Source organism: Cloacibacillus evryensis DSM 19522, from assembly GCF_000585335.1.
GTDB lineage: Bacteria > Synergistota > Synergistia > Synergistales > Synergistaceae > Cloacibacillus > Cloacibacillus evryensis.
The window spans coordinates 1,127,526-1,142,733 of record NZ_KK073872.1; the positions used below are offsets into that span (position 1 = coordinate 1,127,526).

General features: G+C 55.6%; 31 protein-coding genes. All 31 read left to right on the forward strand.

Annotated elements, in window-relative coordinates; translation table 11 throughout:
* Nucleotide 1: 1 nt before the first annotated feature.
* The 31 genes from tuf to rpsD are packed head-to-tail and all read left to right on the forward strand — an operon-like array spanning nucleotide 2 to nucleotide 15,187.
* Nucleotides 2-1,192 (forward strand): elongation factor Tu, encoded by a 1,191-nt coding sequence (tuf, locus tag CLOEV_RS04860; protein ID WP_008708477.1) that lies wholly within the window; start codon nucleotides 2-4, stop codon nucleotides 1,190-1,192.
* 19 nt (nucleotides 1,193-1,211) lie between these two features.
* The gene (gene rpsJ / locus CLOEV_RS04865; protein WP_008710983.1) at nucleotides 1,212-1,517 is read left to right on the forward strand and encodes a 30S ribosomal protein S10; all 306 of its coding nucleotides are present in this window, start codon (nucleotides 1,212-1,214) and stop codon (nucleotides 1,515-1,517) included.
* A 32-nt stretch (nucleotides 1,518-1,549) separates the two neighbouring features.
* Nucleotides 1,550-2,176 (forward strand): 50S ribosomal protein L3, encoded by a 627-nt coding sequence (rplC, locus tag CLOEV_RS04870; RefSeq protein WP_008710984.1) that lies wholly within the window; start codon nucleotides 1,550-1,552, stop codon nucleotides 2,174-2,176.
* A 17-nt stretch (nucleotides 2,177-2,193) separates the two neighbouring features.
* Nucleotides 2,194-2,817, forward strand: a complete 624-nt coding sequence (rplD, locus tag CLOEV_RS04875) for a 50S ribosomal protein L4 (protein WP_008710985.1) — start codon at nucleotides 2,194-2,196, stop codon at nucleotides 2,815-2,817.
* Nucleotides 2,817-3,113 (forward strand): 50S ribosomal protein L23, encoded by a 297-nt coding sequence (rplW, locus tag CLOEV_RS04880; protein ID WP_008710986.1) that lies wholly within the window; start codon nucleotides 2,817-2,819, stop codon nucleotides 3,111-3,113. The genes rplD and rplW overlap by 1 nt, the downstream gene beginning before the upstream one ends.
* Before the next feature lie 20 nt (nucleotides 3,114-3,133).
* Nucleotides 3,134-3,958: a 50S ribosomal protein L2 gene (rplB, locus tag CLOEV_RS04885; RefSeq protein ID WP_008710987.1), complete on the forward strand. Its 825-nt coding sequence runs from the start codon at nucleotides 3,134-3,136 to the stop codon at nucleotides 3,956-3,958.
* Nucleotides 3,959-3,983: 25 nt separating this feature from the next.
* Nucleotides 3,984-4,268 carry a 30S ribosomal protein S19 gene (gene rpsS, locus CLOEV_RS04890; RefSeq protein WP_008710988.1) on the forward strand — a complete coding sequence of 95 codons (285 nt, stop codon included), beginning with the start codon at nucleotides 3,984-3,986 and terminating at the stop codon, nucleotides 4,266-4,268.
* A 12-nt stretch (nucleotides 4,269-4,280) separates the two neighbouring features.
* Entirely contained in the window at nucleotides 4,281-4,613 is a 333-nt protein-coding gene (gene rplV, locus CLOEV_RS04895) for a 50S ribosomal protein L22 (protein ID WP_008710989.1), read from the forward strand.
* Between the two features lie 14 nt (nucleotides 4,614-4,627).
* Complete coding sequence (gene rpsC, locus CLOEV_RS04900; RefSeq protein ID WP_008710991.1) at nucleotides 4,628-5,302, forward strand: 30S ribosomal protein S3; 675 nt, start codon at nucleotides 4,628-4,630, stop codon at nucleotides 5,300-5,302.
* A 6-nt stretch (nucleotides 5,303-5,308) separates the two neighbouring features.
* Nucleotides 5,309-5,728 carry a 50S ribosomal protein L16 gene (gene rplP / locus CLOEV_RS04905; protein WP_008710993.1) on the forward strand — a complete coding sequence of 140 codons (420 nt, stop codon included), beginning with the start codon at nucleotides 5,309-5,311 and terminating at the stop codon, nucleotides 5,726-5,728.
* Between the two features lies 1 nt (nucleotide 5,729).
* The gene (gene rpmC, locus CLOEV_RS04910) at nucleotides 5,730-5,945 is read left to right on the forward strand and encodes a 50S ribosomal protein L29 (protein ID WP_008710995.1); all 216 of its coding nucleotides are present in this window, start codon (nucleotides 5,730-5,732) and stop codon (nucleotides 5,943-5,945) included.
* 6 nt (nucleotides 5,946-5,951) lie between these two features.
* Nucleotides 5,952-6,242, forward strand: coding sequence for a 30S ribosomal protein S17 (rpsQ, locus tag CLOEV_RS04915; protein ID WP_008710997.1), 291 nt, complete (start codon nucleotides 5,952-5,954; stop codon nucleotides 6,240-6,242).
* A 1-nt stretch (nucleotide 6,243) separates the two neighbouring features.
* Entirely contained in the window at nucleotides 6,244-6,612 is a 369-nt protein-coding gene (rplN, locus tag CLOEV_RS04920) for a 50S ribosomal protein L14 (RefSeq protein WP_008710998.1), read from the forward strand.
* Between the two features lie 13 nt (nucleotides 6,613-6,625).
* Nucleotides 6,626-6,952: a 50S ribosomal protein L24 gene (rplX, locus tag CLOEV_RS04925; RefSeq protein WP_008710999.1), complete on the forward strand. Its 327-nt coding sequence runs from the start codon at nucleotides 6,626-6,628 to the stop codon at nucleotides 6,950-6,952.
* Nucleotides 6,953-6,969: 17 nt separating this feature from the next.
* A complete protein-coding gene (gene rplE, locus CLOEV_RS04930; RefSeq protein WP_008711002.1) occupies nucleotides 6,970-7,512 on the forward strand; it encodes a 50S ribosomal protein L5 in 543 nt (180 codons plus the stop codon).
* A 13-nt stretch (nucleotides 7,513-7,525) separates the two neighbouring features.
* Complete coding sequence (locus tag CLOEV_RS04935; RefSeq protein WP_008711004.1) at nucleotides 7,526-7,711, forward strand: type Z 30S ribosomal protein S14; 186 nt, start codon at nucleotides 7,526-7,528, stop codon at nucleotides 7,709-7,711.
* Between the two features lie 30 nt (nucleotides 7,712-7,741).
* Nucleotides 7,742-8,146, forward strand: a complete 405-nt coding sequence (rpsH, locus tag CLOEV_RS04940; protein WP_008711007.1) for a 30S ribosomal protein S8 — start codon at nucleotides 7,742-7,744, stop codon at nucleotides 8,144-8,146.
* A 15-nt stretch (nucleotides 8,147-8,161) separates the two neighbouring features.
* Complete coding sequence (gene rplF, locus CLOEV_RS04945; protein WP_008711010.1) at nucleotides 8,162-8,704, forward strand: 50S ribosomal protein L6; 543 nt, start codon at nucleotides 8,162-8,164, stop codon at nucleotides 8,702-8,704.
* Nucleotides 8,705-8,720: 16 nt separating this feature from the next.
* Complete coding sequence (gene rplR, locus CLOEV_RS04950; protein WP_008711012.1) at nucleotides 8,721-9,086, forward strand: 50S ribosomal protein L18; 366 nt, start codon at nucleotides 8,721-8,723, stop codon at nucleotides 9,084-9,086.
* A gap of 16 nt (nucleotides 9,087-9,102) precedes the next feature.
* Entirely contained in the window at nucleotides 9,103-9,621 is a 519-nt protein-coding gene (gene rpsE, locus CLOEV_RS04955; RefSeq protein WP_008711013.1) for a 30S ribosomal protein S5, read from the forward strand.
* 14 nt (nucleotides 9,622-9,635) lie between these two features.
* Complete coding sequence (gene rpmD, locus CLOEV_RS04960; RefSeq protein WP_008711014.1) at nucleotides 9,636-9,818, forward strand: 50S ribosomal protein L30; 183 nt, start codon at nucleotides 9,636-9,638, stop codon at nucleotides 9,816-9,818.
* A gap of 14 nt (nucleotides 9,819-9,832) precedes the next feature.
* Nucleotides 9,833-10,279 carry a 50S ribosomal protein L15 gene (gene rplO / locus CLOEV_RS04965; RefSeq protein WP_008711015.1) on the forward strand — a complete coding sequence of 149 codons (447 nt, stop codon included), beginning with the start codon at nucleotides 9,833-9,835 and terminating at the stop codon, nucleotides 10,277-10,279.
* On the forward strand, nucleotides 10,280-11,575 hold the full coding sequence (gene secY, locus CLOEV_RS04970) for a preprotein translocase subunit SecY (RefSeq protein ID WP_008711016.1): 1,296 nt from the start codon (nucleotides 10,280-10,282) through the stop codon (nucleotides 11,573-11,575).
* 22 nt (nucleotides 11,576-11,597) lie between these two features.
* Nucleotides 11,598-12,239, forward strand: a complete 642-nt coding sequence (locus CLOEV_RS04975; protein ID WP_034442294.1) for an adenylate kinase — start codon at nucleotides 11,598-11,600, stop codon at nucleotides 12,237-12,239.
* Between the two features lie 11 nt (nucleotides 12,240-12,250).
* Nucleotides 12,251-13,021 (forward strand): type I methionyl aminopeptidase, encoded by a 771-nt coding sequence (gene map / locus CLOEV_RS04980; protein ID WP_008711018.1) that lies wholly within the window; start codon nucleotides 12,251-12,253, stop codon nucleotides 13,019-13,021.
* A complete protein-coding gene (locus tag CLOEV_RS15830; RefSeq protein ID WP_008711019.1) occupies nucleotides 13,012-13,356 on the forward strand; it encodes a KOW domain-containing RNA-binding protein in 345 nt (114 codons plus the stop codon). Before map ends, CLOEV_RS15830 begins: the two co-directional genes overlap by 10 nt.
* Nucleotides 13,338-13,556, forward strand: a complete 219-nt coding sequence (infA, locus tag CLOEV_RS04990; protein WP_008711020.1) for a translation initiation factor IF-1 — start codon at nucleotides 13,338-13,340, stop codon at nucleotides 13,554-13,556. The genes CLOEV_RS15830 and infA overlap by 19 nt, the downstream gene beginning before the upstream one ends.
* A gap of 52 nt (nucleotides 13,557-13,608) precedes the next feature.
* The gene (gene rpmJ, locus CLOEV_RS16390; RefSeq protein WP_008711021.1) at nucleotides 13,609-13,734 is read left to right on the forward strand and encodes a 50S ribosomal protein L36; all 126 of its coding nucleotides are present in this window, start codon (nucleotides 13,609-13,611) and stop codon (nucleotides 13,732-13,734) included.
* 6 nt (nucleotides 13,735-13,740) lie between these two features.
* Nucleotides 13,741-14,118 carry a 30S ribosomal protein S13 gene (rpsM, locus tag CLOEV_RS04995; protein WP_008711022.1) on the forward strand — a complete coding sequence of 126 codons (378 nt, stop codon included), beginning with the start codon at nucleotides 13,741-13,743 and terminating at the stop codon, nucleotides 14,116-14,118.
* Between the two features lie 25 nt (nucleotides 14,119-14,143).
* A complete protein-coding gene (gene rpsK, locus CLOEV_RS05000) occupies nucleotides 14,144-14,536 on the forward strand; it encodes a 30S ribosomal protein S11 (protein WP_008711024.1) in 393 nt (130 codons plus the stop codon).
* A gap of 24 nt (nucleotides 14,537-14,560) precedes the next feature.
* Nucleotides 14,561-15,187 carry a 30S ribosomal protein S4 gene (gene rpsD / locus CLOEV_RS05005; protein WP_008711027.1) on the forward strand — a complete coding sequence of 209 codons (627 nt, stop codon included), beginning with the start codon at nucleotides 14,561-14,563 and terminating at the stop codon, nucleotides 15,185-15,187.
* Nucleotides 15,188-15,208 lie beyond the last annotated feature (21 nt).

Genomic DNA, 15,208 nt, shown 5'->3' on the forward strand with positions numbered 1-15,208 from the left:
TATGGCAAAAGAGAAATTCGTACGCAACAAACCGCATCTCAACATCGGTACGATCGGTCACATAGACCACGGCAAGACGACGCTGACGGCGGCGATCACCAAGACGCTGGCGCGCCACGGCGGAGCTGACTTCACGCCCTTCGACATGATCGACAAAGCGCCGGAAGAGAGAGAGCGCGGAATCACCATCAACATCTCGCACGTTGAATACGAGACGCCCGCGCGCCACTACGCCCACATCGACTGCCCGGGCCACGCCGACTACATCAAGAACATGATCACCGGAGCCGCGCAGATGGACGGAGCGATCCTCGTCGTATCCGCCGCCGACGGCCCGATGCCGCAGACCCGTGAGCACGTGCTGCTTGCGCGCCAGGTCAACGTTCCTGCGCTCGTAGTATTCATGAACAAGTGCGACATGGTAGACGACCCCGAACTCCTCGACCTCGTCGAAATGGAGATCCGCGACCTCCTCAACAAATACGAGTTCCCCGGAGACGACATCCCCATCGTTCGCGGCAGCGCGCTGAAAGCGCTTGAGAGCGACGAAGACAACGACTGGACCAAGGGGATCATGGACCTGATGCAGGCGTGCGACGACTACATCCCGGCGCCTGAGCGCGAAGTGGACTTCCCCTTCCTCATGCCGATCGAAGACGTCTTCACCATCACGGGCCGCGGCACAGTCGTAACGGGCCGTGTGGAAAAAGGTATAATCCGTCCCGGCGACGAAGTAGAGATCGTAGGTATCAAAGACACGCACAAGACGGTGGCGACGAGCCTTGAAATGTTCCGCAAGATCCTGGACGACGCGGAAGCGGGAGACAACGTAGGCATCCTCCTTCGCGGCGTAGGCAAAGACGACGTGGAGCGCGGTCAGGTTCTCGCGAAGCCGGGCAGCATCAAGCCGCATACGCACTTCAAAGGCGAAGTGTACGTCCTCAAGAAGGAAGAGGGAGGCCGTCACACGCCGTTCTTCAGCGGCTACAAGCCCCAGTTCTACTTCCGTACGACGGACATCACCGGCGAGATCAAACTTGCCGAGGGAGTGGAAATGGTAATGCCTGGAGACAGCAGCACATTTGAAGTCAAACTCATCGCGCCGATAGCGATGCAGGAAGGACTTCGTTTCGCAGTACGCGAAGGCGGCCGCACGGTCGGCGCCGGCGTCGTCACTGAGATCATAGCGTAACCCCAGGAGGGGAAATATTTTGGCAAAGAAAATTCGTATAAAACTTAAGGCCTTCGACCATCGCGTACTCGACGCCTCGGCTACCCAGATAGCCGACACGGCGCAGCGCACAGGCGCCAGAGTATCGGGTCCAGTGCCCCTTCCGACAGAGGTAAACCGCTACTGCGTGCTCACCTCGCCGCACGTCGACAAGGATGCGCGCGACCAGTACGAGATCAGGACGCACAAGCGCCTGATCGACATAATAGACCCAACGCAGAAGACGATGGAGGCTCTTATGGAGCTGAATCTGCCCTCTGGTGTGGATATACAGATTAAACTTTAACAGTTCTAATCTGAAAAAGGAGTGAAACGTTAATGAGTATGGGGATTCTGGGCCGCAAGGTAGGGATGACCCAGGTCTTCGACGAAAACGGCAAGGCGGTACCTGTGACAGTTATTGAAGCAGGGCCCTGCACGATCGTTGAAATCCGGACACCTGAAAAAAACAGTTACAGCGCAGTGCAGCTCGGCCTCGGAGATGTAAAGCCCGTTAAGCTGACAAAGCCGATGAAGGGTTACTTCGAGAAGCAGGATGTTGCGCCCAGGCGCTGGCTGAGGGAGTTCCGCGTGGACAGCACGGCGGACTACCAGGTGGGACAGGAGATCACCGTTTCTCTGTTCCAGAATGGCGAAGTTGTTGACGTAATAGGAGTCAGCAAGGGTAAGGGAACCGCGGGTGTAATGAAGCGCCACGGCTTCGGCGGAACGCCGGCGAGCCATGGTCACTCGGTAACACACCGTCACCCCGGTTCGATCGGATGCAGCAGCTTTCCCGGCCGTGTAATGAAGGGCCGGAGAATGGCGGGTCATATGGGCAGCGAGCGCGTCACGACGAAAAACCTCAAGGTTTTCGGAATTGACGAAGAGAACAACCTCATCCTTATCGAGGGTCCTGTTCCCGGAGCGCGCGACAGTCTTGTCATGATCCGCAAAACAGCGTAGTAGGGAGGCAGAAGACGATGCCTGTAGTAAAAGAAGTTAATTTCAAAGGCGAGGTTATCGGGGAAGTAACGCTTTCCGATGCCGTCTTCGGAGCCCCGGTCCATGTGCCGGCCATGCATCAGGTTGTGGTCGCGCATCTGGCGAACTGCCGTGTTGGTACACACAACACCAAAGACCGCGGAGATGTACGCGGCGGCGGTAAGAAGCCCTGGAGACAGAAGCACACTGGCCGCGCGCGCGCCGGCAGCTCACGCTCACCGTTGTGGGTAGGCGGCGGAGTTGCTCATGGTCCGCACCCGCGCGACTACCACCAGAAGGTAAATAAGAAGGTTCGCCGTCTCGCCATTCGCAGCGCGCTCACGCTCAAGGTCCAGGCTGAGAATATGCTTGTGATCGACAGCTTTGGGCTCGAAACTCCGAAGACGAAGAGCATGATCGAATTTTTCGCGGCGGTACAGAGCGGCAAGAAGCCCCTCCTCGTGCTCCACGAGACGAACATGGCGGTCGTAAAGTCGGCGGCTAACATCCCCGGCGCTTACGTACAGCACGTGGACAGCGTGAATGTCTATGACCTTCTTAACCATGACCAGCTGATCGCAACTCCTGAAGCGGTTAAAAAGCTCGAGGAGGTATTCGGTTAATGAACGCGATAGCATATGATATAATAGTTCGGCCCATCATAACGGAGAAGACGAGCCGTCAGATGGAACTGGGACAGTATACCTTTGAGGTTCTGCCGAAGGCTAATAAGATAGAGATACGCAAAGCCGTCGAAGAGGTCTTCAAGGTCAAGGTTGTCAAGGTAAACACGATCCAGGTCCGTTCCAAACCAAAGCGGATGGGTGCCTTTTTGGGTCGTTCACGTTCCTGGAAGAAGGCAGTCGTAACTCTCGCCAAGGGAGAGAAGATCGCTTTCTTTGAGGGCGCAAGCGCCTAGGCAGAAAGGGGAAACATCTAATGGGAATCAAGAAATATCGTCCCACTACGCCCAGCCGCCGTCACATGGCGACGCCCGATTTTTCGGAAATCACGAAGGCGAAGCCGGAACGGAGTCTGGTCGTATCACTCTCGCAGTCAGCGGGACGCAACAATAATGGCCGTGTGACAATGCGTCACCGCGGCGGACGCGGCAGAATCAAGTACCGTATCATAGATTTTAAGCGCGACAAGTTCGGAGTCCCCGGCAAGGTTACGGCGATCGAGTACGATCCCAACCGTTCGGCGCGTATCGCGCTCATCTCTTACAAAGACGGTGAGAAGAGATACATTTTGGCTCCTGTCGGCCTCGGCGTCGGCGATACTGTCTTTGCCGGCGAGGGTTCCGACATTCGCCCCGGAAACGCCCTTAAGCTCAAGGACATTCCGGTCGGTACGGTCATCCACAACGTAGAGCTTGAGCCCGGCCGCGGCGCGGTAATGGTCCGTTCCGCCGGTACGTCGGCGCAGCTTATGGCCAAAGAGGGCAAGTACGCCTTTGTGCGTATGCCGTCAGGCGAGCTTCGCCTCGTACTCCTTGAGTGCATGGCGACCGTCGGCCAGGTCGGCAATGAAGAGCACGAGAACGTAGTCTTCGGTAAAGCAGGAAGAACGCGCTGGCTCGGCATTCGCCCGCATATCCGCGGTATGATCCAGAACCCTGTGGACCATCCGATGGGCGGCGGCGAAGGCAAGAGCAAATCGCACAAGCATCCTGTCTCGCCGTGGGGTACTCCGGCAAAGGGTTACCGCACCCGCAAGCGTAAGCCGTCGGATAAGTTCATCGTCCGCCGCCGCAAGAAGTAACCCGAGTTTGTAGGAGGGAATTAAGATGGCTCGTTCACTAAAGAAGGGACCCTACGTAGACGTTAAACTTCTTCGGAGGGTAGAGGACATGAACGAATCAGGCAAGAAAGTGGTCATCAAAAGCTGGGCGCGCGCCTGCTCGATCACGCCTGAAATGGTCGGACACACGATCGCGGTGCATAACGGCCGCATTCATGTCCCTGTTTACATCAGCGACAATATGATAGGACATAAGCTCGGTGAGTTTGCGCCTACCCGTAAGTTCGGTGGCCACGCCGGCCAGGAACGCTCTACGAAGGTAAAGAGGTAGGAGGCGCGAGGTATGGAAGTAACAGCATCGGCTAAGCAGATCCGTATTTCTGCTAACAAAGTCCGCAGAGTCCTGGCGCTTGTCAGAGGCAAGAATGCTTCGGAAGCGCTCATGATTCTTAAATACACGCCCAACAAGCCGGCCAGATACGCGGAGAAGGTGCTCAAGAGCGCCGTCGCGAACGCTGAGCACAACCACGGCCTTGACATGGACAAACTCATCGTCAAGACCGCCACGGCAGACCAGGGAGCATACATGAAGCGCTTCCGCCCCGTATCGATGGGCCGCGCTCATGCGTTCAGACATCACACGTGCCATATCACCATGGTCGTGTGTGAGAAATAAGGAGGGGTTGAACGGTGGGTCAGAAAGTTCACCCGGTAGGTTATAGACTTGGCGTTATCTACGATTGGGAATCCCGCTGGTACGCTGACGGAAAGAAATACGCGAAGTATCTTCACAAAGATCTCGAACTCAGGGCGTGGATAAAGAAGCGCTGGGCTCAGGCCGGCGTCAGCCGTGTGGAGATCGAGCGTATAGGCGATGTCATGCGTTTCACAGTTTGGACCGCCCGGCCTGGTGTCGTAATTGGCAAGCAGGGAGCCGAAATACAGGCGGTTCGCGAGGAACTTCAGGCTATGACCGGCAACCGGGTCATGATAAACATTCAGGAGATGAAGAATCCCGACGTAGAGGCACAGGTAGTCGCCGAAGGCGTCGCCTCGTCACTGGAGCGCAGAATCAGCTTCCGCCGCGCGATGAAGCAGTCGATCTTCCGCGCGATGAAATCGGGAGCCCAGGGAATCAAGATCCAGTGCGCCGGCCGCCTTGGCGGCGCTGAAATCGCGCGCACGGAATGGTATCTTGAAGGTCAGCTTCCCCTTTCGACGCTGAGGGCCGACATCGATTATGGTTTTGCGGAGGCGCACACCATATACGGGGTCATCGGCATCAAGGTGTGGATATACAAAGGCGAGGTTATGGAGCGCAAGCCCATATTCGAGGCCGAGCCCGTAACAAAGGAGAGGAGGTAAGATCCAATGCTTTCTCCGAAAAGAGTAAAATACCGCAAGCCCCACCTGACAGCCCTTCGCGGCTACAGCAAAGGCGCGACGGAGGTAGACTTCGGCGAGTTTGGACTTCAGGCCTGCGAAAACGGCTGGATCACGGCGCGCCAGATAGAGGCGGTCCGTGTCGCCATCAGCCGTAAGATGAAAAAGGGCGGCAAGATCTGGATAAGGATATTCCCCGATCGTCCCGTCACAGAGAAGCCTCTTGAAACTCGTATGGGTAAAGGTAAGGGAAACGTGGAATACTGGACCGCGGCGGTCAAGCGCGGACGCGTTATGTTTGAAATTGCAGGAGTGCCGCGTGATGTCGCCGAACTGGCCTTCCGCACGGCATCGTTCAAACTGCCCATCAAGGTAAAAATGTTAACCCGAGAGGGAGCAGGTGAATAGTATGGATCCCAAGGAACTTCGAGATCTCAGCGTATCTGAGCTAAAAGATAAGCATAAGCAGTATAAGGAAGAGCTGTTCAACCTCCGTTTTCAGAATGCGATCGGACAGTTGAGCAACTCGGGACGCATCAAAGACGTAAAGAAGACCATTGCCCGTATCCTTACAGTCATCACGGAAAAAGAGATGGGCATAGATCACTCAGGAGCAAGGAGGTAACCGACGATGGAAGAGCGTAAAGCACATCGTAAAGTCCGTACCGGAACAGTGGTTAGCGACAAGATGGAAAAGACCATCGTCGTGCGCGTAGACCGTATGGCGAAGCACTCTCTCTACGGCAAGCCCGTTCTCCGTTCAAAGAAATTCATGGCTCACGACGAGACCAACGACTGCCGCATAGGCGACACCGTCAAGATAGGCGAGACCCGTCCCCTTAGCGCGAGGAAGCGCTGGGAAGTTCTTGAGATAGTAGAGAGAGCTCCTATCCTCGGCGTCGCTGAAGAGGAGGCCGAATAGCATGATTCAGCTGCGTACAGTACTTAACGTAGCCGACAATTCCGGCGCAAAGAAGATCCTCTGCGTCCAGGTCAAGGGCGGCAGCTTCCGCAAGGTCGGAACCGTCGGGGATGTTATCGTAGGCGCCGTCCGTGAGGCGGCCCCCAACGGCAATATCAAAAAGGGCGACGTCGTTAAGGCCGTCATCGTCAGGACGAAAAAAGAGATCCGCCGCAAGGACGGTTCCTACGTTCGCTTTGACGACAACGCGGCCGTCGTCATCGACAACAACGGCGACCCCAAAGGAACACGTATATTTGGTCCTGTAGCAAGGGAACTGAGAGAAAAGAAATACATGCGTATAGTCTCTCTGGCGCCCGAAGTAGTGTAGGGGGTAACCTGCCATGTCTAAAATGAGAATCAAAAAGGGAGACCGCGTCCGCGTCATCTCCGGAAAAGACGCCGGCAAAGAGGGAAAGATCCTGAAGAGAAACATCGACAAGGATACGGTCGTGGTGGAGAACGTCAATTTCGTCACCAAGAGCGTCCGTCCGACACAGAAGGATCCCCGCGGCGGACTCGTCAAGAAAGAGGCGGCTCTTTCCGCGTCAAAGGTAATGCTTGTCTGCCCTAAGTGCGGCAAAGCTACCCGCGTCAGCCGCGCCTTCCTTGATGATGGCAAAAAGGTCCGTATCTGCAAGCAGTGCGGCGAAATCATCGATAAGGCATAATGAGGAGGGACAACAGAATGACTCCGCGTCTTTTAACAAAATATACTGATGAAGTCCTTCCCCGTCTGAACGAGCAGTTCCAGTATAAGAACGTTATGGAAATCCCGCGTCTCGTCAAGGTCGTCATCAACATCGGCGTCAACGAGGCAAAGTTGGACCAGAAGTACATGGACGCCTCGCTCAACGAGCTGACCATCATTTCCGGACAGAAGCCGATGATGAAGCGTGCAAAGAAATCCATAGCCGGATTCAAGGTCCGCGAGGGGATGCCGGTAGCGTGCGCGGTAACGCTGAGAAGCGAGAGAATGTGGGAATTTGTAGACCGCCTTTTCAGCATCGCGCTTCCCCGCATCAAGGACTTCCAGGGAATTTCAAAGAAGGGCTTCGACGGCAGGGGCAATTTTAACCTCGGCCTCAAAGAGCAGCTTCTCTTCCCTGAGATCGATTACGATAAGGTCATCCGTCAGCGCGGCATGAACATCACGTTCGTCACAACCGCGAAGACCGATGAGGAAGCCCAGGCGCTCTTAAAAGAGCTGGGCATGCCCTTCGCCCGTTAGGAAGGAGAAGCTAATGGCCCGTAAAAGTATGGTGAACAAGGCCAAACAAGAGCCGAAGTTCAAAGTGAGAAAATACAATCGTTGCCCGATCTGTGGACGCCCCCACGGATACATGCGCAAATTCGATATGTGCCGCTGCTGTTTCCGCAAGCTTGCACGCGAGGGAAAAATCCCTGGCGTTGTCAAGTCGAGCTGGTAGGCACGTGGGCGTAGAAGGGAGGATCCTTTAATGCATATTACCGATCCTGTCGCGGATATGCTCACACGCATCAGAAATGCGAATGTGGTTTACCATGAAATGGTAGATATGCCTCTTTCAAAGATGCGTCTTGAAATGGCCCGCATCCTCAAAGAGGAAGGTTATATCCGCAACTATAAGACGATCACCGACGCGAAGCAGCCGATGCCCATCCTTAGGCTGACCATGAACTATGGCCCCCAGAAGGAAAGAGTAATCCAGGGACTTCGCAGAATCAGCAAACCCGGCCGCCGTATCTACGTCGGCAAAGACGAACTTCCCAAGGTAATGGGCGGTTTGGGGATTGCACTCATATCAACGTCAGCCGGACTCATGACCGACGCCTCAGCCCGCAAGCGCGGACTCGGCGGCGAAGTAGTCTGCTACGTCTGGTAACGGAGGCGCGCGAATATGTCTAGAATAGGACGCAAAGCGATAGCGCTTCCGAAAGGCGTGGATGTCAAGATCGATGGACAGCATGTCACCGTCAAGGGAGCCAAGGGCACCCTTGAAATGGATGTGATGCCGAACATCGCCGTGGCGATTGAAGAGGGACTGGTCCATGTGACGCGCGCGAACGACGACAAGCCCGTACGCGCGGCCCACGGCATGACGAGAGCCCTTATCGGCAATATGGTGAACGGCGTCAACGACGGTTTCCAGAAGGTACTTGAGATCGTCGGCGTCGGATACCGCGCCCAGATGCAGGGCAAGAACCTTGTGCTGAGCCTCGGTTTCTCACATCCGGTAGAAGTCGTTCCCCCGGCGGGGATCGAGTTCGCCTGTGAGAGCCCCATCAAAATAATAGTTCGCGGCATCGACAAGCAGCTTGTTGGTCAGGTCGCGTCAAACATTCGCGGATATCGCCCGCCCGAACCCTACAAGGGCAAGGGAATCAGATATGCCGGCGAATATGTAATCCGCAAGGCCGGTAAGGCCGGCGCCAAGAAGTAAGGCGAGGTGAAGGACGTTGATCAATAATCGCAGTCGTAACGAAATGCGGGAGCTTCGCCATCGTCGCCTCAGGAAACATCTCTCCGGCACCGGCGAGCGCCCCCGTCTTGCAGTCTTCGGCAGCCTGAAGCACATGAGTGCTCAGATTATCGATGATGAGAAGGGCAACACTCTTGTATCGGCATCGACCATACAGGACAAATTTGACGACGTAAAGGGCACTGGAAACCAGGAAGCAGCAAAGGCTGTAGGCAAACTCATAGCCGAGCGCGCTCTTGCACACGGAATCACCGAAGTTGTCTTTGACAGAGGCGGCCATGTTTATCACGGCAGAGTAAAGGCCCTTGCCGAAGCAGCCCGCGAAGCCGGTCTGAAGTTCTAGGAGGAGGCGCAATAAAGTGGCGAGAGAGACACAGAATACAAAATCCTATAGCAGCAGAGGCCTTGAACTTTCAGAGCGCATAGTCTCCATCAACCGCGTCAGCAAAGTCGTTAAAGGCGGTAAACGTTTCCGCTTCAGCGTACTCGTGGTAGTGGGCGACGGCGTAAGTCAGGTCGGCCTCGGTATGGGCAAAGCCAAGGAAATATCCGTGGCTATGAAAAAAGGGATCGAGCATGCGAAGAAGAACATGATCGACCTTAAGAAGACGGGACATACTCTTCCGCATCCCATTATCGGCAAGTTTGGCGCGGCGGAAGTCCTCATGCGCCCGGCTGCCCCCGGAACCGGAGTTCTCGCCGGTTCATCGGTGCGCCCGATCATGGAGCTCGGCGGGATCAAAGACGTCATCGCCAAGGTGACCGGAAGAACTTCCAACCCCATCAACATCGCTTACGCGACGATGGATGCGGTCAAGAGGCTCCGCACGCCGGAAGAGATTTACCGTCTCCGCGGCAAAGAGCGCAAGGAAGCCTAGGAGGTATCACAGCTATGGCTAAACTTCGTATCACATGGAAGAAGAGCACGATAGGCCGTCCTCCGAGTCAGGAGAGAATAATAAAGGCTCTTGGCCTTCACAGGCTCAATGAGACCGTATATCACAACGACAGCCCGCAGATTCGCGGCATGGTCAACAAGATCGGCCACCTGCTGGAATGGTCTGTTGAGGAATAAGGGGAGGAACTGCCATGAAACTTCATGAACTCTCACCTGTGCCGGGATCGCGCAAGAAGAAAAAGCGCCTCGGCCAGGGCTTGGGCAGCGGACAGGGAAAAACGGCAGGCAAGGGCCACAAAGGTCAGAAGGCCCGCAAGAGCCCTGATATCGGAGCCAACTTCGAAGGCGGACAGATGCCGCTCGCGCGCCGTATACCTAAGCGCGGCTTCAGCAACTTCCGTTTCGCAGTGAAATATGAGATCGTCAACATCGCGGATCTTGAAGAGCGTTTTGAGGCGGGAGCGGAAGTGACCGCGAAGGAGCTCACCGAGCTCCGCCTGATCTCGGACGCCGCAAAACCAGTCAAGGTCCTCGGCGCGGGCGAGCTCTCCAAGAGCCTTAACGTAAAGGCGAATGCCTACAGTTCATCGGCTGCCAAGAAGATCGAGGCCGCCGGCGGCAAGGCAGAGGTGATATAAATGCTGGATTCCTTCCGGGATACCTTTCGGCTGCCCGATCTGAAGCGCCGCATCCTTTTTACTCTTGCAGCGCTCTTCGTCTACCGTCTGGGTGCGCACGTACCCACTCCCGGAGTGGATGCAGCAGCCCTTGGAAAACTTTTTGATCAGGGGACTCTGCTTGGTTTCCTGGACCTCTTTGCGGGAGGGGCACTCAGCCGTTTTTCCATCTTCGCGCTGGGTGTCACCCCCTACATCAACTCCAGCATCGTCATGCAGCTGCTTGCAGTCGTCGTGCCGAGTATTGAGAAGATGCAGAAAGAGGGAGAAGAGGGACGCAAAAAGATCGTTCAGTGGACCCGTTACGGAACGATCGTCTTTGCGTTCATACAGGCAGTCGGTATGACAGGCTGGCTGAGAGGGCTTGGAATATATTCGGGCGGCATGCTTGACATCATTCTCGTGTCGCTCACCCTCACGACCGGCGCCGTAGCCGTCATGTGGCTTGGAGAGATAATGTCCGACCACGGCATAGGCAACGGCATCTCCCTGCTGATTTTCGCGGGTATAGTGGTAAGGATCCCCGAAGCGATCATCCGTACGGTGTCGCTCGTGCGTCTTGGTGAAATGAACGTGCTCGTCATGCTGCTCGCCATAATTATAATGGTGGCTGTCATCGCGGGATGCGTCATGCTCCAGGAGGGACAGCGCCGCCTTCCCGTCCAGTACGCGAAGCGTATGGTCGGAAACAAGATGTACGGCGGTCAGTCGAGCTTTATACCGCTCCGCGTCAACACCGCGGGAGTCATCCCGATAATCTTCGCGTCGTCAGTGCTGCTTTTCCCGTACACCATCGCGGGACTTTTCCAGCACAGCATAGCGAGGATGATACAGCAGGCCATGAGCCCGAGCAGCCCGATATACATGATCCTGTACGTGCTGATGATAATCTTCTTCTCGTATTTCTACACGGCGGTCGTTTTCAAGCCTGAGGATATATCGAACAATATGAAGAAGAACGGCGGGTTCATCCTGGGCATCCGCCCCGGCAAGCCGACCACTGATTATATCGAAAAGGTGATGGGACGCATCACGCTCGGAGGTTCGATCGCCCTCGCGGTGATCGCGATCATTCCGACAGTGATGACGGGGCTCATGAATATCAATACCTTCTATTTTGGCGGGACCGCGGTGATAATCGTAGTCGGCGTCGCGCTTGATACAGTTCACCAGATCGAGGGACAGCTCCTCATGCGTCATTATGAGGGCATCCTCAAGCGCCGCGGCGGCAAAAGCGGCGGTTTGCTAAAACTGTAATCATTAAAGAGGCGAATAGAAAATGAGGATCATTCTTCTTGGAGCACCGGGGGCAGGTAAAGGGACGCAGGCCGACAGCATTAAAGGCAAGTATCCCGTAGCGCATATATCGACAGGCGATATCCTGCGCGCCAATGTCAAAGCCGGAAGCGAGCTTGGCAAGAGCGCGAAGGAGTATATGGACGCAGGCAAACTTGTTCCCGACGAAGTGATCATCGGCATGATGGAAAAACGCCTTCAGGAGGCCGACTGCAAAGATGGCTTCCTGCTTGACGGTTTCCCGCGTACGATAGGTCAGGCCGAGGCCCTTGACGTGATGCTCGCCAAGCTCGGCATCAAACTTGACGCGGTGGTCAGCCTTGCGATAGACGACGACACCGTCGTCGGCAGGCTTACGGCAAGAAGAGTCTGCCGGCAGTGCGGTGAGATATACAACACCGTGCTGAAGCCGGCGGCAAAAGAGGGTGTCTGCGACAAATGCGGCGGAGAAGTCATCCAGCGCGATGACGACAAGGAAAGCGTCATACGCAACCGTCTCTCCGTCTTCCATGAGCAGACCTCCCCGCTCATCGATTATTATGGTGATAAGGGCCTTCTCGTCACAGTTGACGCCACCGGCGGCAAAGACGCGGTCCTTAAGATCCTTGAGCAGCGGAAAGGCTGAGGCAGTATTTAATGATCACCTTTAAGAGCGATCGCGACATAGCCAAGATGCGCAGGGCGGGTCAGATCGTTGCGGACATTCTCAAATTAATGAGAGAAATGGTCAAACCGGGGATCGACACACTGACACTTGACGAGGCGGCGGAGGATCTGGTAAAAAAAGCAGGTGCGAAGCCGGCCTTCAAGGGATATAAAGTACCGTGGGTATCGGTTCCCTTTCCAGGCACGATCTGCGCGTCGATAAACAATGAAGTCGTGCACGGAATTCCCTCCTCGGACAGGGTTCTTGAAGAGGGAGATATTATCAGTATCGACACCGGCGCCTCGATCGAGGGCTTTTTCGGTGACGCGGCATGCACCTTTGCGGTGGGGAAAATAGGCGAAGAGCGACAGCGGCTGCTCGATCTTACGCTTGAATCCCTCCATAAAGGCGCCGCCGCGGTGAAACCGGGAGCGACCCTCGGAGACATCGGTTTTGCGGTAGAAAACGTTGTGATCCCCGCCGGCTGCGGTCTCGTGAGAGATTATGCCGGACACGGCATCGGACACCGGCTGCATGAGGCGCCACAGGTTCCCAATTTTGGAAAGCCTGGAAGCGGCATAACCGTCAAACCGCGGATGACCTTCTGCGTAGAGCCGATGGTGATGACCGGAGCCGAAGAGGTGAAGACCCTCTCTGACGGGTGGACCGTCGTCACGAACGATGGAAGCGACGCTGCTCATTTTGAGTACAGCCTCCTCGTAACAGACGACGGCGTGGAGATACTTACGCCATGGGAATAAACTCCTCCGCATATAAAGAGGGGTTCCGTACCGGGGACATCGTCATTGTGCGCCGCGGTAAGTACGCGGGAAAGCCCTTTGCCGTGATGGGGGCCAGTGACGACAGGATACTGATAGCGAACGGGGCTGAATACACAGCGGCGAGGCCCAAGAAGAAAAATGTTATTCACCTGCAACAAACGCACTATAATCTCGAAGATGTGGCTGGGCGTGTCGCTGGCGGGAAACCTCTGGACAACGGCTGGTTGATGCAGAAAATTTCCAAGGTTTTGGAAAACAGCGGCACATCTTGCAAACAGGAGGATGAAGCTGCCGAATGGCCAAAGAAGAGGTAATTGAGGTAAAGGGCAAGGTAGTGGAGCCGCTGCCAAACGCCATGTTCCGCGTTGAGCTGGAAAATGGCCACAAGATACTGGCTCATGTCTCGGGCAAAATGCGCATGCATTTTATCAGGATACTGCCGGGCGACCGGGTGCTTTTGCAGCTCTCGCCCTACGACCTGACGCGCGGTAGGATAACATACAGATACAAGTAGGCGGAAATTTCGTCATGGATGGAACAAGTACAGTCAAGGAGGTCTGCATTTAATGAAAGTAAGACCGTCGGTCAAACCTATATGTGAATATTGCAGAATAATCAAGCGTCACGGCGTCGTGCGCGTGATCTGCAGCAGAAACCCGCGCCATAAGCAGCGTCAGGGAGCAAGGAGGTAGCAGGGAATGGCTCGTTTAGCCGGTGTTGACCTGCCGCGTGAAAAAAGGATCGAAATAGCCCTTACCTATATTTTCGGTATCGGGCCGGCAGTTGCGAACGATATTATAAAGGTTACGGGGATAGATCCCAATACCCGTGTGAAGAACCTTTCCGAGGAAGAAGAGCAGAAGCTTCGCGCTGAAATTGAAAACAACCGCCTGGTAGAGGGTGACCTTCGCCGCGACATAGCGATGAACATCAAGCGCCTAATGGACATAGGATGCTACCGCGGACTCAGGCACCGTCAGGGACTCCCTGTCAGAGGCCAGAGGACAAAGACGAACGCCCGTACACGCAAAGGTCCGAAGAGGACGGTCGCGGGCAAGAAGAAAGCCACCAAGTAAGGTGCAACCAGGGAGGGAATAGCAGTTGGCCAAACGCGTACAGCGCAGCCGTAAGCGCAAAGAGAAAAAGAACGTCAGCTATGGTGTCGCGCATATCTACTCGACATTCAACAACACCATCGTGACACTTACAGACAAGCAGGGCAACGCCCTTTCATGGGCTTCAGGCGGAAACGTAGGTTTCAAGGGGACCCGTAAGTCGACCCCGTACGCCGCCCAGATGTCGGCGGCACAGGCGGCTAAGGTCGCCCAGGACCACGGAGTAGTGGAAATCGACGTCGTAGTCAAGGGCCCCGGACCGGGACGCGAGTCTGCCATCCGTTCGCTTCAGGCGGCGGGGCTGCAGGTAAACGTAATCCGCGACGCAACGCCGATCCCGCACAACGGATGCCGTCCGCCTAAACGGCGCCGCGTGTAGTCCTAAAAGGAGGTACTAATTAGAATGAGCAGATACACAGGACCTGTCTGCAGGCTCTGCCGCGCAGAGGGCGCCAAGCTCTTTTTGAAGGGAGACCGCTGCTATACAGAGAAGTGCGGACTCACAAAGCGTAACTCGAAGCCCGGACAGCATGGAACGCGCCGCGGCAAGATGAGCGAATATGGGATTCGTCTTCGTGAGAAGCAGAAGCTTCGCCGCTTCTACGGGATCAACGAGACCCAGTTCAGCACGATATACAAGAGGGCGACCGGCATGACCGGACAGACTGGACATAACTTCCTCCAGCTTCTGGAGCGCCGTCTTGACAACGTAGTTTACCGCCTCGGCCTCGGCGTCAGCCGCAGCCAGGCCCGTCAGCTTATATGCCACGGCCATTTCACGGTCAACGGCCGTAAGCTTGACATTCCCAGCGCCCTCCTTAAGGTCGGCGATGTCGTAGCCGTAGCCGAAGGCAGCCGCGACGTCCCGACGATCAAGGAGAATGCCGAAGCGTCAGCAAGCCGCAGCATTCCCGCGTGGCTTGAATTCAATCCGGAAGCAATGTCAGGCTCGTTAGTAGCAGTACCGGTCCGTGAGCAGATAGACGTACCAGTAAACGAACAGCTTGTTGTTGAATTCTATGCACGTTAGTGAAACGAAAGGTGGGGGAGA

Coding starts and splice junctions, on each gene's coding strand:
- tuf (WP_008708477.1), top strand. CDS start 2: ATGGCAAAAGAGAAATTCGTACGCAACAAACCGCATCTCAACATCGGT.
- rplC (WP_008710984.1), top strand. CDS start 1,550: ATGAGTATGGGGATTCTGGGCCGCAAGGTAGGGATGACCCAGGTCTTC.
- rplD (WP_008710985.1), top strand. CDS start 2,194: ATGCCTGTAGTAAAAGAAGTTAATTTCAAAGGCGAGGTTATCGGGGAA.
- rplW (WP_008710986.1), top strand. CDS start 2,817: ATGAACGCGATAGCATATGATATAATAGTTCGGCCCATCATAACGGAG.
- rplB (WP_008710987.1), top strand. CDS start 3,134: ATGGGAATCAAGAAATATCGTCCCACTACGCCCAGCCGCCGTCACATG.
- rpsS (WP_008710988.1), top strand. CDS start 3,984: ATGGCTCGTTCACTAAAGAAGGGACCCTACGTAGACGTTAAACTTCTT.
- rplV (WP_008710989.1), top strand. CDS start 4,281: ATGGAAGTAACAGCATCGGCTAAGCAGATCCGTATTTCTGCTAACAAA.
- rplP (WP_008710993.1), top strand. CDS start 5,309: ATGCTTTCTCCGAAAAGAGTAAAATACCGCAAGCCCCACCTGACAGCC.
- rpmC (WP_008710995.1), top strand. CDS start 5,730: ATGGATCCCAAGGAACTTCGAGATCTCAGCGTATCTGAGCTAAAAGAT.
- rpsQ (WP_008710997.1), top strand. CDS start 5,952: ATGGAAGAGCGTAAAGCACATCGTAAAGTCCGTACCGGAACAGTGGTT.
- rplN (WP_008710998.1), top strand. CDS start 6,244: ATGATTCAGCTGCGTACAGTACTTAACGTAGCCGACAATTCCGGCGCA.
- rplX (WP_008710999.1), top strand. CDS start 6,626: ATGTCTAAAATGAGAATCAAAAAGGGAGACCGCGTCCGCGTCATCTCC.
- rplE (WP_008711002.1), top strand. CDS start 6,970: ATGACTCCGCGTCTTTTAACAAAATATACTGATGAAGTCCTTCCCCGT.
- CLOEV_RS04935 (WP_008711004.1), top strand. CDS start 7,526: ATGGCCCGTAAAAGTATGGTGAACAAGGCCAAACAAGAGCCGAAGTTC.
- rpsH (WP_008711007.1), top strand. CDS start 7,742: ATGCATATTACCGATCCTGTCGCGGATATGCTCACACGCATCAGAAAT.
- rplF (WP_008711010.1), top strand. CDS start 8,162: ATGTCTAGAATAGGACGCAAAGCGATAGCGCTTCCGAAAGGCGTGGAT.
- rpmD (WP_008711014.1), top strand. CDS start 9,636: ATGGCTAAACTTCGTATCACATGGAAGAAGAGCACGATAGGCCGTCCT.
- rplO (WP_008711015.1), top strand. CDS start 9,833: ATGAAACTTCATGAACTCTCACCTGTGCCGGGATCGCGCAAGAAGAAA.
- secY (WP_008711016.1), top strand. CDS start 10,280: ATGCTGGATTCCTTCCGGGATACCTTTCGGCTGCCCGATCTGAAGCGC.
- CLOEV_RS04975 (WP_034442294.1), top strand. CDS start 11,598: ATGAGGATCATTCTTCTTGGAGCACCGGGGGCAGGTAAAGGGACGCAG.
- map (WP_008711018.1), top strand. CDS start 12,251: ATGATCACCTTTAAGAGCGATCGCGACATAGCCAAGATGCGCAGGGCG.
- CLOEV_RS15830 (WP_008711019.1), top strand. CDS start 13,012: ATGGGAATAAACTCCTCCGCATATAAAGAGGGGTTCCGTACCGGGGAC.
- infA (WP_008711020.1), top strand. CDS start 13,338: ATGGCCAAAGAAGAGGTAATTGAGGTAAAGGGCAAGGTAGTGGAGCCG.
- rpmJ (WP_008711021.1), top strand. CDS start 13,609: ATGAAAGTAAGACCGTCGGTCAAACCTATATGTGAATATTGCAGAATA.
- rpsM (WP_008711022.1), top strand. CDS start 13,741: ATGGCTCGTTTAGCCGGTGTTGACCTGCCGCGTGAAAAAAGGATCGAA.
- rpsD (WP_008711027.1), top strand. CDS start 14,561: ATGAGCAGATACACAGGACCTGTCTGCAGGCTCTGCCGCGCAGAGGGC.